General features: G+C 47.4%; 17 protein-coding genes. 15 read left to right on the top strand and 2 right to left on the bottom strand.

Features of this window, described 5'->3' with window-relative positions:
• Positions 1-602 precede the first annotated feature (602 nt).
• Entirely contained in the window at positions 603-1,331 is a 729-nt protein-coding gene (locus MO867_RS17505; RefSeq protein WP_252471548.1) for a hypothetical protein, read from the top strand.
• A gap of 347 nt (positions 1,332-1,678) precedes the next feature.
• Positions 1,679-1,948, top strand: a complete 270-nt coding sequence (locus MO867_RS24085; protein ID WP_373565904.1) for an urea transporter — start codon at positions 1,679-1,681, stop codon at positions 1,946-1,948.
• Here MO867_RS24085 and MO867_RS17500 read toward each other — a convergent pair.
• On the bottom strand, positions 1,912-2,298 hold the full coding sequence (locus tag MO867_RS17500; RefSeq protein ID WP_252471546.1) for a DUF427 domain-containing protein: 387 nt from the start codon (positions 2,296-2,298) through the stop codon (positions 1,912-1,914). The genes MO867_RS24085 and MO867_RS17500 overlap by 37 nt on opposite strands.
• 617 nt (positions 2,299-2,915) lie before the next feature.
• Between MO867_RS17500 and MO867_RS17495 the strand changes: the two genes are divergently transcribed.
• Both MO867_RS17495 and MO867_RS17490 read left to right on the top strand, forming a co-directional pair.
• Positions 2,916-3,176 carry a hypothetical protein gene (locus MO867_RS17495; protein ID WP_252471544.1) on the top strand — a complete coding sequence of 87 codons (261 nt, stop codon included), beginning with the start codon at positions 2,916-2,918 and terminating at the stop codon, positions 3,174-3,176.
• 337 nt (positions 3,177-3,513) lie between these two features.
• A complete protein-coding gene (locus MO867_RS17490) occupies positions 3,514-3,780 on the top strand; it encodes a hypothetical protein (RefSeq protein WP_252471542.1) in 267 nt (88 codons plus the stop codon).
• Positions 3,781-4,253: 473 nt separating this feature from the next.
• Here the strand turns inward: MO867_RS17490 and MO867_RS17485 are convergent, their stop codons facing one another.
• Positions 4,254-4,472: a hypothetical protein gene (locus MO867_RS17485; protein WP_252471540.1), complete on the bottom strand. Its 219-nt coding sequence runs from the start codon at positions 4,470-4,472 to the stop codon at positions 4,254-4,256.
• Between the two features lie 102 nt (positions 4,473-4,574).
• Here MO867_RS17485 and MO867_RS17480 point away from each other — a divergent pair, with 102 nt between their 5' ends.
• From MO867_RS17480 to arsB, 11 genes are all read left to right on the top strand, one after another.
• Complete coding sequence (locus MO867_RS17480; RefSeq protein ID WP_252471538.1) at positions 4,575-5,699, top strand: phage/plasmid replication domain-containing protein; 1,125 nt, start codon at positions 4,575-4,577, stop codon at positions 5,697-5,699.
• 46 nt (positions 5,700-5,745) lie between these two features.
• Entirely contained in the window at positions 5,746-6,042 is a 297-nt protein-coding gene (locus MO867_RS17475) for a hypothetical protein (RefSeq protein ID WP_252471536.1), read from the top strand.
• 123 nt (positions 6,043-6,165) lie between these two features.
• Positions 6,166-6,399, top strand: coding sequence for a hypothetical protein (locus MO867_RS17470; protein ID WP_252471534.1), 234 nt, complete (start codon positions 6,166-6,168; stop codon positions 6,397-6,399).
• Positions 6,400-6,456: 57 nt separating this feature from the next.
• Positions 6,457-6,666: a major capsid protein gene (locus tag MO867_RS17465; protein ID WP_252471532.1), complete on the top strand. Its 210-nt coding sequence runs from the start codon at positions 6,457-6,459 to the stop codon at positions 6,664-6,666.
• A 65-nt stretch (positions 6,667-6,731) separates the two neighbouring features.
• A complete protein-coding gene (locus tag MO867_RS17460) occupies positions 6,732-8,156 on the top strand; it encodes a virulence factor TspB C-terminal domain-related protein (RefSeq protein ID WP_252471530.1) in 1,425 nt (474 codons plus the stop codon).
• Between the two features lie 68 nt (positions 8,157-8,224).
• Positions 8,225-8,548, top strand: a complete 324-nt coding sequence (locus tag MO867_RS17455) for a DUF2523 family protein (RefSeq protein WP_252471528.1) — start codon at positions 8,225-8,227, stop codon at positions 8,546-8,548.
• Positions 8,548-9,696, top strand: coding sequence for a zonular occludens toxin domain-containing protein (locus MO867_RS17450; RefSeq protein ID WP_252471526.1), 1,149 nt, complete (start codon positions 8,548-8,550; stop codon positions 9,694-9,696). The genes MO867_RS17455 and MO867_RS17450 overlap by 1 nt, the downstream gene beginning before the upstream one ends.
• A gap of 80 nt (positions 9,697-9,776) precedes the next feature.
• Entirely contained in the window at positions 9,777-10,049 is a 273-nt protein-coding gene (locus MO867_RS17445; RefSeq protein ID WP_252471524.1) for a hypothetical protein, read from the top strand.
• 108 nt (positions 10,050-10,157) lie between these two features.
• Positions 10,158-11,411: a tyrosine-type recombinase/integrase gene (locus MO867_RS17440; RefSeq protein WP_252471522.1), complete on the top strand. Its 1,254-nt coding sequence runs from the start codon at positions 10,158-10,160 to the stop codon at positions 11,409-11,411.
• A gap of 799 nt (positions 11,412-12,210) precedes the next feature.
• Complete coding sequence (locus MO867_RS17435) at positions 12,211-12,453, top strand: hypothetical protein (protein ID WP_252471520.1); 243 nt, start codon at positions 12,211-12,213, stop codon at positions 12,451-12,453.
• Positions 12,454-12,760: 307 nt separating this feature from the next.
• Complete coding sequence (gene arsB, locus MO867_RS17430; RefSeq protein WP_252471518.1) at positions 12,761-13,801, top strand: ACR3 family arsenite efflux transporter; 1,041 nt, start codon at positions 12,761-12,763, stop codon at positions 13,799-13,801.
• Positions 13,802-14,045 lie beyond the last annotated feature (244 nt).

Here is a 14,045-nt window from a genome sequence, read left to right as displayed (position 1 = left end):
TCTGGCCGTGGTTCCTACCTATTTCGCCCCCTAAAACTGTCCGAAGTATTGATACCCAAGTAATCCTAAAAAGTCTGCGAAGTGATCAGTTATTACAGTGGTTGCTAAGGGACCATTGCCGAGGATTTGTTAGAACCACTAAGCTTCGGCAAAAATTGGCAGGCAGGAGCCTGAGAGTAACACCAATGAAATCCCCAAAATTTTGAGATTGCCTGGCTCCCAAGTTCCCTTTGCAACAAACGTCAGTTGATGGAAAAGCAATATAGAAATTGATGCAAAATATGCCCATTTTTTATTCAGGAATAGGGCCGGCATTATCAGCAACCAAACCTGCCGCCAAAAGAAAAGTTAAAATCACATAGGTTTTGCGTAATATATGTTTCATACATCCAAACTAATTAAGTTAAAATAAAACTGGCCTATACCACTTTTGATGGATACACACCGAGTTATTCTATCGTTTTTTCAGTAGCGAGGGGAAGTTAGCCACAGGAAAGAACTTCCGAGCTTTTATTGAGTCCTATACATGTACCAAAGAAGCATGAACTTCAGTTTTAGATAAGGATTTGGACCAGACTCAAAGGGCTTGGTCTAGGAAATAGATGGACCTCAAAACAACAACGCCTTCACATCAAAATCCCAAAGCCACGAAAGTTTGGCGCTTAACGATTTCGTTAATCATTTCAATTGGCTTACACATCGTATTGATTACCATTCCGATATCACTAGTACCAGATCCAGATCCAGCACCACCGCCCTCCACCAGGTTGAAGATTAAGCTGTTAACAGGGCAAGGGTCTAAAATCTCACCAGTGGTGAATGCCGACAAGATTGAGGCTGAAAAAGCTCCCGCTCTAACACAACCCAATGTTCAAAAGCTGAGCAAATCAACACCCAACTCCGTCTCAATATTGGCGAAGGACAAGCCAGCTACCAATCTTCCTCCTCAAGATCTAGGACGCCTGATGGAAAACCAGAATAAAATTCATAAACGAGTACCTCCATCAAGTATCTCAGCAGTAGGCAGTAGAGTATTGGATGCGCCGATTGGTCCTGAAATGAGGCGCCAACCGGCAGTCTTTGATCCCTATTTGGAGAAAAAGCTAACCAGGGAGCGCAGTAAAATCCGAAGGTTTAAACCTGTGGTCGCCAAATACAAGACTAATACAGGTACCTTTACTCAAGTCGGGGACCGATGTTTCGACGTTAAAGAGCTTCCTGCAGGAATCACGGATAGCGACCTAAATTCATGGTTCAAGGTTAAATGCCCAAATAACTCAAGACCCCAGGAGAATATTGATCGGCTAGCTGAGAAATATGGGATACCTTAAAGCTGTTCCCCCTTGAAGTCATGCGAAAATTACACACAGAGTTGATTGTTTAAACATCATTCAGCATTAATTCTTGCAGGAATCTTTGGCTATAATGCAGCTCCTTATACGATAGCGCTGTCAATTGGGAACAGACAATGGATAGAGTATGTGCCCCTAGGAATGGGATTATGCAGTGAGAAAGTAGTGGTCTAATGCTTCTGGACATTTAACAATTAAGTGAAAAAATCAAAGTGACAGTGTGTTTACAGCAACACTTTCCGTTGATGATTGGAATCAAATAGTTGAGTTTGTTAACAATTGTCCGGAGAGTGGAAACTTTATCAGAGGGCCCTAGAAAAAGTTCTATGACAAAGTCGATACCTACAAAAATCAGATATTATCTTGTAAGCCTCCTCAGAGGAATTAGTCAAGTCATCCTTCAAAAAAACGCATTGAGTGGCGCTTTATTTTTATTTGGAGTAGCAGTTAATTCAATCAACATGGCTTTTGGAGTTGCACTTGGTGTTATCACCGCGACTGCTTGTGCAGGTATTTTACATTACCCTGTGAAACAAATTGAAGAGGGACATTTTGGGTATCATGACGAGGTGCCAACCTCTTCGACAACGACGTGATCGGGGTAGAAGGCGATACGCCCATTGATCACCTCGGCAAAGTCGAAGGCAGCTTCATAGGCCCACGCAATGGCTTCACCGTTATCATCGACAGTGAAGTAGCTGGCATCACCTTTAAGCGGACAATGGCTTGTCTTTCCCTCAATAGGAAGGAGAGGTACGGATATGTCTTCTTTAGGAAAATATAGTACGGGGTCAAGCATGTCTTTTGCAAGTTCTGTGACTCTCAAAACGTTATCGCTTTCGGCAATCACTTTGCCACCACGGTGTACACGTACAGTTCTTGGCACAATTTTGGCTCGCATAAAGTGTCGGGGCTCTTTTGGATTGTGGATTGTTTCGTTAGACATCGTAATTTCTGGGTAGGACATCGTTATTTCCTTTCAATGTATTGCCCTAAGAGCAATGAGAAGTTCTTCAACTACCTAAATTATCGTAAACGCTCATAGGCATCAGTTTTTTCATCTTGACGAAGAACCAGCGAGCGGGCAGGGCTCGTATCAACTCATTCAAACTTGATATTCAGCCCAGGCACTATCTTGGATGCATAAATTGTGACTAATTACGAATTCTCCATATCCCGCTGAAGCAATGAGGCCCGCATAGCCACGATTGATCTCGATGATATCGACCGTTACATATTCGTAGCATTTCATACCTTTCAAAAATACCTCCTCAGGGAAAGTGATGAAATCTGGGGTAGGGACGATATTAGTAGATACCGCTTACTGGGGATTCAAGAAGTGATGGCCACACCAATAACATCCAGTTCTTCACCACCCGCAGCATCTACTTAGGGTGACGACGCCGGCTTTTTCCGCGCTGGATTAAAGTCCAAAAATATGCGTGATCCATCGCTGCTACAGTAATAGCAACTGATCCACTCACCGGTGAATAGTATGCAATACGAGCAGAACCAGGACTTAACGACCAAAGAGGGTGTTGTTTAATTCTAGCAGAGCACCGTGTGTATGATTCGACATTTAGAGATACACCGGCGAATGTTCATACGGCACAAAATATTGGCTCAATGGACATCCAAACCTTGTTCCGTATGTTGCTCAGGAAAGCGCCAGAGCTGAGCAACATGGCGGCCACTATCGTCCCCACATCCGCCGCACGCAGCTGCAGCACACTTGAGGCTTTGCTATACGTGCGCAGGGCTCGCCATAGATCGGCAGTGGAGAGTTTGCAGCAACTGCGCAGGCGCTGGCGTTTTGGTAGATAACCCGGCCATACGTGAGATAATCGGAGAACTAGACCAAATAAAGGTCCGGCCACATCATCGCAGTCAGACGTTCCCACAAGAGGGACAGATATGGGTATCGGAAATAGCAGCCAAGAAAAAAGCTAAGAGATAGGCCCCACTTGGGCTTCCACTATATCCGATATTTGTGAATATTAATTAAGGTTGTCAACCTAATAGATTCTTACTGCAAGCAAATCTCCGCCATAGCCAATCTTCACTAATTCAGGTTAGAAACCACGCCGTAATATAAATATTTATATTGCCAACTTATAAATATTTATATAAGATAACTATAAATATTTATAGGGACATGCAAATGGCTTCCGTAATAATTCCGGTAAAAACCAAAGACAATATTTCTACCAGCGTCAGTATTGATGAAGATTTATATTTGCTATTAGCTTGCGACTTTCCAGGGGTAGCAGAATGTCGCGCATGGATTAGAGAGGAGGCCGCGCGCTACCCAAAAAGCTATTCAATAACGCGCATGGTAAGAATTCAGGCTTTGCATAGAATTGCGAAGCCTTCGCTTGTTAAAAAATCCCTGGAAATAGAGGGTCAAATAGATATTGAGGAAATATAGCAGTGACTAATTTCGAGCTTGCAATTACAGCGATTTATATCTGCGGGATGTTCTTCTGCGTCCATCTTGTTTACCGGGCAACCAAGCCATAGGGTGCTTTATGAGTGAGCTTAAGGAATTGTTTTACCAGTGCCCAGACGCTTATTTTGATGTGTCTGGTTATAACCTGGATAGAAAAAGTCCCCTTCTTGGCTTTGGTTGTTGGACTGAGAGTCGAGAAATCTTTGCAATCTACGTTAGCATCATAGAATTCGTTTGGGATGACGACATTCCTTTCTGACCAGCATATAAATATTTATTCAGATTGGAGGCCGCCCAAACTCCGGGCTGCGTCGGCGGGCCGTACTCGTTCGGCTTGTCGGCGTTGCCCAGCAACGAGCGCAGCGAGGCGATAGCAGTGTGGGTCTCAGTTACACCCACACTTTACCCCGGTTTCCCAGGGTGATCACCCTTCTTACTTGTGCCTAACCTTCCTATCTTGTCTTTTTTGCAAGCTCTATATCTTCGAGCTTTAGGTCTTTTAGCCCCTTGAACAGAATTGCGTCAGCAACGTCTGTGGGCTTAATCGGTTTCTTTGCCTCCATGCTCAACTGCCAGGCTTTCTTTTCGATAGCCTCCCATCGATCCTTCCTTACCCGTAGTGAATGGCCGCTCATTTCTTGTTCAACACCCTGTGGTTGTTTACCTATCATTTTTACATTTATCCATTTTTGCACATATCCTCAATTGACAAATCACAAATCACAAATCACAAGTCTACTATCGATCCATAAATCACAAATCACAAATAACTTATGTTCTTCGATTGGCTCTCCATTCATCAAGACCACGCTAGTGATCTGCCGGTAATCGGCGATCGTTACATTCGCGTCTATGACACGGGGACAGGGGAGGACATCGGCGGCAACCAGCCAACCCACCATCACGCCGGCAGCTATTCAACGACAATCAATATCCGCATATCAGGCAACCGCGTTACCGTTACTGGCAACCCCTCAAGAATCAATCGCCTCGATAATCTCTTTGGTTACACCTCAATAGATCAGTGCGTTGAGGTTTATAACCGGATTCTGGCCAAGTACGGATTACCACCCTTTACAAAGAACACTAACGACATTTGGAAGGGCACCGCCTATTCATCAACTGCGAGGATGGCCCCCAATGGTGCGGTCATTACTGAGCTTCACGTCACTTCAAATTGTTCAGTAGGTGCCGGTAATGTTGAGCAGTTCATTAAGGGCATCAGCTCATTACCCTATCGCCATATGGAGCCCCGACTCCACACCAACGGCCAAACCTGTGACTGGCTCACCAAAACAGGGAAGGGCGGCCGACTCATTTATCCAAGCGTTTACAACAAAGCTTTCGAAATCAACCTGCATTCCCTCCCCAAAATAAAACGCACTTACGGCGACAAATCAGCCGAATATAAATATTTAAAGGACTTAATTAATTTTTGCCATGAGCACGGCATTGTCAGATTTGAACAGAAGCTAAAAAGCGACCTGCTACGCCGAGAAGGCCTTAATTACTACGGTTTTGATCACCCAAAGAAACTGCGCTCCATGCATCAGGAGTTTTTAGATATTCAGCAAAAGCTGAAGGTAGAAGCCATGACCCTTGAATCCATTACAGAAACATTGATTGCCGAAGGCGTTTGTACCGGCACCCGCTCCGCTAACGCAACGAGCATCTACGCAATCCAATGGATGCATGGCCACACCTTTGACCTCAAAAAATCTCAGGTCCAGACACACCGCGCACGCCTCCGCAAAATCGGCATCGACATTGCCATGAAGTGCGACATCTCCAAATTCTCCCTGGTCACCGTCAAGGAAACCAGGGCAATTGAAGTAGGGACAGTCTCTGCCCCTCACTGGTATCGCAAGCCGCAAGGTCACTTGCGTTTAGCTGCTTAACGACTCCCGAAGAACTGGGAAAAACCACTAACTGGAAGGTGATCTTATGAAAGTGATTGCAAAAGTACTTGATGTAACTACTCGTTCCTACCAAAAGGACGGAGTAACAAAACAGGCTGCCGATATTGTTTGCAAGTCCGGCTCTACCACTATCGATGTCACCATGTTTGATGGTGATGTTGGCCGCGGTAAACACCTGCTTTACGACAAGCTTGTCGGCCAACAATGCATCTTGAACCTGTCCCCTGAAGTTTACCGGGGCAACCTCAACTACCGCCTTGGCTTTGATGATCCCAAGCCAGTTTCTCATTCTGCACCAACCTCCAAAGCTAAGGCCGCCTAATGGATCTCGTACGCATTGAAGATGCGGGCCTTTGGCTGGGTGCAAACCCTGGCTGGGGCCTTCGCTACTCGCACCTTTCGGGCTACCTCTGCGCGGTAAAAGTCCAAGGGGAGAGGGGCTGATATGTCTCAGGCGATCACCTGCCCGAACGGCATCACGACCAACGTAGACGGAACAGTTAGCTGTGATGCTTGGGTGCTGGTCGATCTGCCTGCACATGACCCTATTCATGACCTTACCCCAGAACAACTTTCGGATATGGCAGCCAGTATTTTCTTGGTTTGCGCTCTCGCCTGGGGATTACGTCTTTTAGTGAATCAAATTCTTAACTCTGGTTTTGGCCGGGGTAATCACTGATTGCAGGGCAGGGCGGCGGCCTTGCAATTACCCAATCTGCCGCACGGAGAAAAACCTATGAAGCAAAAATTACTAGGCCTGCTCTTTATCGTTGCGGCCGTCATTGCACCTTCAGCACTCGCACAGACAACCGCTATCGATACGACCGACGTGCTTGCACAGCTTGGCCTTATTGCCGCTGCTGTTGCCGCTGTCGGTGGAGCTATGGCCGTGGCCGCAGGTGTGGCCGTTGGCTTTAAGTGGCTCAAAGGCGCCATTTTCGGTTAACTGTTAGGGCCACTAGGAGTTTTTTAAATGCTGGTTTTTATCTATCTCCTAGTGGTCGTGCTCGTATGCGCTATTTTATTTTCCTGATCTCTCTAGCTCTATCTCTTGCTTCAGGTAATGCTAATTCTTTTTCCTGCACTGAGATTTATCACGGTATTTACCCCTCAGCTAATGATGCATCATTAGCTTCTATGTCAGCTTCTGGCGTTGCCGGTAGCCTTGGCTCAGCTGATATAGGCTATCGAGGATACGAAGAGAGCTGGCCCGATTCTGACTCTGAAATTGTGAGCACTCGAGCCGTTGTTTACTTCTGCTCTGATATCAACCCTGGTAATAGAACTTACAAAATCCATTTGTACGGGTTTATCTACAATTCTAATGATTCTTGCCCGTCAGGTACTGAGCCTTATGGTGACGCTGGTAATGTATGTATCTGCACTAATGGCGGCTCCCTTAATGCTCAATCTGGTCAGTGTGAAGCTAATGATGACTTCCCGCAGCCTGACCCCTCTGATTATGACGACTCAGCCAATACGGGCGGCGATGGCAATAGCAACGGTGGTGATCCTGGCTCAGAGTGTAATTGGCTACCTGAAGGATGCGCCCCCTATGACCGCGCCCCAGATGCTGCTGAGATCGATGATATCGAGCCACCCACACCCGACAACACGCCCGCCCCTGATGATGCTGTAACTACTACAAAATCAGAATCAAACAACCCTGACGGCTCCACCACTTCTAGCGAAACAAAAGAATGGAAAGAGACTGATGGCAGCATTGTTAAGCAGACCACCACAACCACCACCAACCCTGATGGCTCCAAGACTACTACGACCATCTTAGACCGTACTTCACCTGATGCGTCTCACGCTACCACCACAACAACGACAGACACTGACGCAGATGGCAATACAACCATTAGCGGCACCACTAGCGAGACTGAGACCGAAAAATCCAATCACGCTTCTGGTGGTGGCACCTGTGATGCGGCGCCCTCCTGCAATGGTGATGCCATTGCTTGCGCGATCCTGAGTCAGCAATGGCTGACCCGTTGCGACAGCAACACAGAATATGCGGATTCAGATTGTTCACTACAACCCACCTGTGAAGGTGATCCCCTTATGTGTGCGTCACTTATCAACGATTGGCAAGACCGCTGCGCCCTGGAGCGCGCCGACTCTGATGCTGATGATCACTTTGCTCAGAATGGCTTTAAAACTGCCGAACAGTACGCAGAAGATGGGGGCATCCTCGGTACTGGCGACGAGACTGATTTAAGCGATATGGCCGATGGGGTTTTTAATTCTAGGTCTGGAGTAGGTGGCTCCTGTCCGCAACCCATCCCTATAGATGCCGGCGACTTTGGGCAATATGAAATTGCCTTAGACCCATTTTGTGATTTTGCCGAGTCGATATATTGGCTTGTACTTTTGGCCGGCTACATCCAGGCCGCTTACCACTTGTTTAGAGCTATAACCAGTCCCAAATAACGATACCCGGACAGATAGGGCCGCAAACGTATGTTGCGGCCCGTGGCCGGGATCGCAGGAGCAACAAAATGCCTTTACCAGTTTTTGGCGCAGCGATTGGCGGCATTGCCGTTGTTCTCGCAAAATATTTAGTTCCCTACATCATTACCCGCGTTGTTATCTCTCTTGGTTTAACCCTGTTGACCTTTGTTGGTGTTGATCTTCTTACTGATTACATCGTCAGCCAGGTGAGAGGGGCAAGCGGCAATATTGGCGCTGACCTTGTAAGTATTTTGGCCTTGGCCGGCGCTTTCGATTGGCTTGAGATCGTTCTGGCGGCCCTGGTCGCCTCAGCAAATATCCGCAGCCTTCGCGGCACCTTTAAATCCCTTAGCTTCCTGGTGGGGTCCTGATGCTCTATCTGATTACCGGTCAAATTGGCGCCTCTAAAACGCTTAATACTATTAAGATGGTCAATGAGGACAGCGCTTTTTCGAATCGCCCTGTTTACTACTACAACATAAAAGAACTGTCTCCCAGGTTTGGGTGGACTGAACTCACTGAGCAGCAGTGTCGCAACTGGTTTGACCTTCCCCCTGGCTCCGTGATCATTATTGATGAGGCCTATAAAATCTTTCCTCAACGCGGGCCCGGCCAGAAAAAGCCGCCTCATGTTGAGCGCATGGCGGAGTTGCGTCACGATGCTTACGAAATCATCCTGGTTGCTCAGTCTGTCAAGGGCCAGCTTGATAGTTTTGTCCGTGGTCTTGTTAATTATCACTACCACTTTGTGCGCCCGTTTGGCTCTGAGTTCAGCAACCGTTTTTTCTGGGAGAAGTGCCAAGAAAATGTAGATGGCTTCCACGAGAAACGCGAAGCACAAACTAAGGTCATCAAGTTTGATAAGAAGTACTACGGCGCCTATCGATCAGCTGAAGCTCACACCGTCAAAAAGCGTCTTCCTTACTGGAAGCTTGGTATGTTCCTCGGTGGTATTGTTGGCTTTGTTAGCCTGCTATTTTATCTGTTCTCTCTGGTTACTGGTTGGGGTGAGGCACCCGATACTCCAGAGACGGCTTCCTCTTCCCTACAGCAGACTCAACAAGCCATATCAGGGCAGGGCGGCTTTATGCCAGCCGCTACCCGTACAGCCCAGTTAACGACCGAAGACTGGGTTGATCAACGAACTGCCCGGGTTCCAGGCTTTGCCCTCACAGCACCTGTCTATGATGCTGTTACTCAACCCGTCACGTTTCCTAAGCCGAACTGTGTGCACTGGAATGTCTATGATGAGAGAGACACTACTGAGTGCCGGTGTTACAGCCAGCAAGCTACCAGGATGGATGTTCCCGAAAACATTTGTCTTCAGATTGTTGAGCATGGTTGGTTCGATCATACGCGCCCTGATGATAATGACAGGGTGTCTATTGCCTCTAGAACCCTTGATAAGGATAGAGAGCGAACTACCAGGCCCCGCTACTACCCACCGCAAGAGCGTAGTGCCCCGCGCTCTATCCTTAATAAGTCTGGTGACCATCTGCTGACAGCTTCGCGTAATTGAGGCTTTGCAATACATGCGCAGGGATAGGCATCGATCGACAATGGAGAGTTTGCGACGGCTGTGCAGGAGCTGGGATTTTAGTGGATAATCCAGCACCGTTTGACATACAGCTCACCATATTTGCTAACGAAGTTCAGCCGCTCCGGCAGTTCCTCGCCAGCATAAACACTGACCTGGTTAACCTGGTTACCAGGAACCCAAAACAAACGGAGAGCGTCATGGGAGCACTACATGAGATCATCGGCGAGCTTGATATGATTACGGTTCGATATGAGCACAAGAATCAATCATTTTCATGCCAGGGAGAGGCATGGATATCGGAAAAAACGGCCAAGAAAAAAATTCAAACCTAGGCCCCACTAGGGCTCCCACTATATCCGATATTTGTGAATATCGGATATTCCATGAATGGGCTATTTTCCGTATAATTTGCCGTACTCCAACAACAATCCCATATTTCTATGTCTGCTTCCAACCAGCCACCAGCTCCAATCATCGACAACCTGAGTAATCTTGAGAATCCATTTCGCTGTTCCAGTTTTTCAGCCAGTGGATATCTCAACCAGCAGATCCCTGATGTTGATACCGATCTGGAGTTCGCACTCAAGTTTCTTTATAGCTATAACGGCAGTCAGGCAACGTTTAACAGTTACCGCCGTGAGATTGAGCGACTATTGCAATGGGCCTGGCGCATCGAGCAAGTCTCAATCATGACGCTCAAGCGCGAGCATATTGAAGACTTTGTGCAGTTCTGTATTGTCCCCCCGATCGCTTGGATCGGGACTAAAAATGTAGCCCGGTTTAAAACGCAAAATGGCGAGCGCCTAGCCAATGCCGACTGGCGCCCGTTTGTGGTTAGCGTTTCCAAAATAGAGTTTCGAGCTGGCAAGACGCCATCAACCAAGGAATTCCGGCCATCCCAGGCTTCGATCAAGTGCGTATTTACCGCGCTATCATCCTTCTTCGATTTTCTTTACCAAGAAGGCTTAGTGCCCGCTAATCCTGTGGCCCTGATCCGCCAGAAAAGCAAATTTGTTAAGCGCGAACAACAAACTCAAGTAGTCCGCCGTATCAGCAACCTACAGTGGGATTATGTGTTGGAAACTGCAGAGATTTTGGCGGAAATGTCTCCGGAAAACCATGAGCGTACACTGTTTATCATGAACGCACTTTTCGCTATGTACCTGCGTATATCAGAGCTGATTGCCGATGAAAGATCAGCACCTGTTATGGGGGATTTCAAGAAAGATCGCGACGGTAATTGGTGGTTTCACGTTACCGGTAAAGGCAACAAGGGTCGCGCCATTACTGTTTGTGATCAGATGCTGAAAGCACTCAAACGCTACAGGAACTATTTGCAGCTCCCTACTCTGCCCAGTATTAATGAGCAAATGCCACTGGTGAGTAAGTCTCGCGGTAAGGGCCCGATCACCAGTACTCGGCAAGTGCGCTTGATCGTACAAAACTGTTTTGATGCAGCTTACCAACGTATGGTTGAAGAAGGCCTTGGCGAAGACGCTGAAGAGCTTAAAGCGGCCACTGTACACTGGTTACGGCACACAGGTATTTCAGAAGATGTAAAAAACCGTCCTCGCGAGCACGTCCGTGATGATGCCGGTCACGCTAGCATGGCGACCACTGATCGATATATTGATTCGGATATGCGTGAGCGTCATGAAAGTGGGCGTAGTAAGCGGGTTAAAGAGGCGGAATAGTATTCTGCCCTACTCCCAAAAACTCATTGTTATAATTTTCCGTCTCCCTTCAGGCACCTATAGCGAAGGATCACCCCGCCCGACCCAATGGCATTCACCTGTATGAGTTCAAAAATTTTTCTGGATGGAATCGTTTTTAAAAAGAGGCGATCAAGATCCAAGGGCGATGGGCGCAAGGCATATTTCGGTCATAAGCCGATCGTCAGCTGCCCCCCTCGATTTCGATCGAGGGAGCCGGTCAATTTTTTAAATAAACCTCAACTTTATACGCATCTGGTGCATCGCCAACGAACCAGGTAACCGTGTCGCTCTCTCAATGGCATTGATCTTTTCTCTCTCATCAAAATTTGCGCTATATGATAATTATTATGCGACATTCACGCCTCTAAAAGACCGCGATAACCTCAACCAAAAATATCCATTTTGGATCGTAGATGCCGGTGAGCGTTTCGCTTTTGAGATAACCGCCCCAAACGGCAGCTCATGTGTTATATCCGGGTATATCGCGACTGCGACAGACCAAATCGATCATGCTTACTAGCAGATCAGATCGTTATTATCCCCGATCACATTAGCGTTTACGCCAATCTAATCATCATCTCCAGTGAGTAAATGATTGGGATTTAGAGCCAAAAAAATTATATGACCCCGCATGTCACTTTGAGCCTGGTGAACATGAATGGGATCCCGGTTCTGTAAAGCTCTTTATTCATTCAATCAACGAATTCCTTGTCACAGCGATGCAAATATTACGTCGTTATGACTATACAAAAGTCACCTTCGAGCAAAACCTAGCGATATGGCAAGCGTTGATCAGTTTCTGAAACAGACCCTCAAAGCCAATCTACTCTATATCGAAGAAAAGTTTGAGCAACTGCAAGGCATAGGAGACAGATCGAAGGCTTACGGCATTATGGCTAAATATGCGCCACTCAAGATGGCAACAAGAACCAAAACATTGGAAGAGCCGCCGATGAATCTGTTGTTTGTGTGCACTCATAATCCTTGCCGAAGCAAACACGCGGAAATTGGCGGGAGGTAGAATTAATATTAATAGCGCAAGCAGTCAGCCTACAGGTGCGGTTCACCCCTCCACCCTAAACTATCTGCGGAAACATAATTGCTCAACAGGCGAGTTGACTAGCAAAAGCTGGGACTCTGTTTGCGACATTGTGCACAATGTTGTAATTATTGTATGCGGCCAAGTTACGGAAGAAGCTTGCCCTATCCCCTTAGACAAAGCGATCAAAGTACACGGGGTTCTGCCATATCCAATGCAACTGAATGATCAAGCCCAAATATGACTCGGCCGCAAATCGAAACTCTTTTCCTGGAGGCCGGCGAGCACTATGGGGTACTTTGAGCGCTACCTGAGTCTTTGGGTTGGACTCTCCATTATTGCAGGCATTCTGCTCGGTAGCGCGTTCCCTGGAGGATTTACAGTGATCGCCAGCCTGCAAATTGCCCATGTTAACTTAGTCGTAGCAGCGCTCATTTGGGCAATGATTTACCCGATGATGGTGCAAATAGATTTCACGTCCGTTAAACAGATCCGCAAACGCCCCAAGGGGATAGCCCTCACCCTGGCGATCAACTGGCTGGTTAAGCCCTTCACCATGGCCGCGCTGGGCTGGCTGTTTTTTCGTGTACTCTTTGCGGGCTGGGTCGACCCCCAGTCGGCTGGAGAATACATAGCCGGAATGATATTGCTGGGCGTGGCGCCTTGCACGGCCATGGTGTTTGTCTGGAGTAACCTCACCAAGGGCGATCCCAATTACACTCTGGTCCAGGTTTCTATCAACGACATTGTCATGGTGTTTGCTTTTGCACCCATCACCGCCCTATTACTGGGTATCAGCGATATCCAAGTGCCCCGGCAGACGCTACTACTATCAGTCGTGCTCTATGTCGTGCTGCCCCTAGTAGCGGGAATGCTAACCCGTAGAAAACTAGAGGCGCTCGGCGGCAATAATCGGATTAAGGACTTCCTCGGCCAAATTAAGCATTGGTCGATACTGGGCCTGCTGTGTACGGTGGTATTACTCTTCGGCCTTCAGGCAAAAGATATATTGGAGCAGCCACAAACCATTCTGCTGATCGCCATCCCGCTACTGATTCAAACTTACGGCATTTTTGCAATCACCTACTTGTCTGCGCGAGGCTTGCGGCTTCCGCATAGTGTCGCCGCGCCAGCGGGGATGATCGGGACTTCCAACTTCTTTGAGCTAGCGGTGGCCGTGGCGATTTCCCTGTTTGGATTGCACTCGGGGGCAGCTTTGGCCACCATCGTCGGTGTTCTGGTAGAAGTGCCGGTCATGCTGTCGCTGGTTTACTTCGCCAACAAGACCAAACATTGGTTCAAAACTGAAGCACAGGTATTGACCGATTAGCGCCGTGTTCATTTTCGGTTAACGCTGCCTAATTTTTAGCGACATAGGACCTACTATCTGTGACCGCACAAAGCCGTAAATTCTAATAGCATTTTCACGGTCAATTTTATCCTATCATTATTTTTGATATCAGAATTTACCGCGACAGATCAGATGGTGAACCTGAAGACTGGGGCGAACTTCAGATATAGAGAGTTATTGTCAATTCTGGTGTTCAACAGGCCTGATCAAGCAGCGCTCTGGT

The sequence above is a fragment of the Microbulbifer okhotskensis genome (genome assembly GCF_023895975.1).
GTDB classification, from domain to species: Bacteria; Pseudomonadota; Gammaproteobacteria; order Pseudomonadales; family Cellvibrionaceae; genus Microbulbifer; species Microbulbifer okhotskensis.
The sequence above is the reverse complement of the archived record's forward strand: the minus strand, read 5'-3'. Positions and strand labels throughout refer to the sequence as shown.